Annotated in this window: 2 protein-coding genes; both read right to left on the minus strand. The window is 48.6% G+C overall.

Annotated elements, in window-relative coordinates; all coding sequences use genetic code 11:
* On the minus strand, positions 1 to 1,306 hold a 1,306-nt coding region (locus Q0294_RS19425), incomplete at its 3' end, for an FHA domain-containing protein (RefSeq protein ID WP_299468761.1).
* Between the two features lie 66 nt (positions 1,307 to 1,372).
* The coding region (locus Q0294_RS19430) for a biopolymer transporter ExbD (protein WP_299468763.1) at positions 1,373 to 1,730 on the minus strand (358 nt) is incomplete at its 5' end.

Consider the following 1,730-nt stretch of genomic DNA (forward strand, 5'->3'; position numbering starts at 1 on the left):
CTTCGGCTTTTTCATATCCGGCCTGGATCTTGGCTAACGCGTCAGTGGGGGGGGCATCCTGCGGGCTGTAGCGGGTCAGAATGCTTTCTGCATTTTTTGAAACGGTTAACAGCTCGCGTTCTTTCGTTCGGCTGGCTGTTTCGACCGCACCGAAGGCAATTTTCTGACCATAATCGACGAGCGTGGGGTACAGCTCCTTAAAGTTCGAGTCATCCCGGTGTTTTTTGATGAAATTGTTAGTCGCTTCCAGTCCCGCGTTCCAGGCAGGCGTTGAGCCGGAAATTTCTTTTTCAACAAACGATTTGCTGAGCAAGATTCGTGCTTCATCGGCGTAATCACTTTTGCTGTAATTTTCCAGAAACTGTTCGAAAAGCTGAATTGCCTGGGAATACTTTCCGGCATCCATTTCCTGAACTGCGGCATCATAATGACGTTTTGCGGTATCACGACCAATAATGAACCAGAAGGTCAGTGCGATCAGCGCCAAAAGAATCATGCCACCGGTGAGCGAGAGCACCAGCGGAGACCGCGCAATTTGACGTTCACCCGGTCGTACGGCATTGCGAGAAGAGCGATTCCGCACGCGGTCTTTTAAGGAGAGTGTCTGTTTTTCTTCCTTCTGTGCCGCTGTATCAGATTCCTCAGAGGCGTGTTCACTGGAGCGAGATAAAAATGCTGTGGCAGGCGCTTGAGACGGTTCATCGGGCTCCCGATCTGTAAGCAGTTCAGCAGCAGATGCCAGATCAAGGTCATCATCGGGGATCAGTTCTTCTTCCGGACTGGGGGACTTTTTCTCATTCCTGGTCTTTGTGCGTTTCTTTTTCTCAGCTTTTGGTTCTTTTTCAGGAGAGGGGGTTTTGGTTGATTTCGGACCGGTCCCCCGATTTTCTTCCTGAGGCTTTGCAGGGGTACGGACTGAAAAGTCAAGATTGTGATGACTGACTGGTTTCAGGTCGTACATCGAACTTTCCTGTTCGCCTGATACGTCCGGCAGTGGGGCATTGAGATCCAGCAGATCGACTTCGTCTACAAACAGAATGTCTGCTTCCCCGATCCGGATTAAATCGCCATCATTTAAGACTGAGCGTCCCGACATGACTCCATTGATTTCAATTCCGTCACTGGTTGCAGCAAGAATTTCGAACCCTTTTTTATTCCAGCTGATACGGCATTGCATGGTGGCAACACCTTCACCTTCAATCTGTAAATCATTGGAAGCATGACTGCCGATTGAAACAGGCTGCTGTTTGGATAACTCAATGATTTGAGCTTTTCCGGATAAAAATGAAACTTCTAAACTGGCCATCTCAATCACTTATTCTTTACAGAATGTCGGGATAAGTTGCATGCGATCACAATTTACTTTTACGGGTCAGTCTTCAGGACCGCGATACGAAGCGAGCCTGATTTTCTGCATACCGACTTCATTGGCTGCGTCGACAACAGCGACGACGGTTTCATGTCGGGCTGCTTTATGTGCACTGAGCACTAATTCCGATTTTGGTTTTCCATCCTGATTGCGGCGATCCAGAATCGCCTGCACGATATGGGAAGGGTTTGAGAGTTTGGTGTCGTCAACATAAATGGCGTTATTGCGATCGATTTCGACGATAATCGATTCTTCGCGGAAATCATCCAGTGTCTGCAGTGATTGTGAAACGCCGTCTTCGTCAGGGTTAGGAGGGGGCACCTGAATACTTTTTTGCAGGCTGAATGAGGCGGTAATCATG

This window comes from uncultured Gimesia sp., assembly GCF_937919775.1.
GTDB lineage: Bacteria > Planctomycetota > Planctomycetia > Planctomycetales > Planctomycetaceae > Gimesia.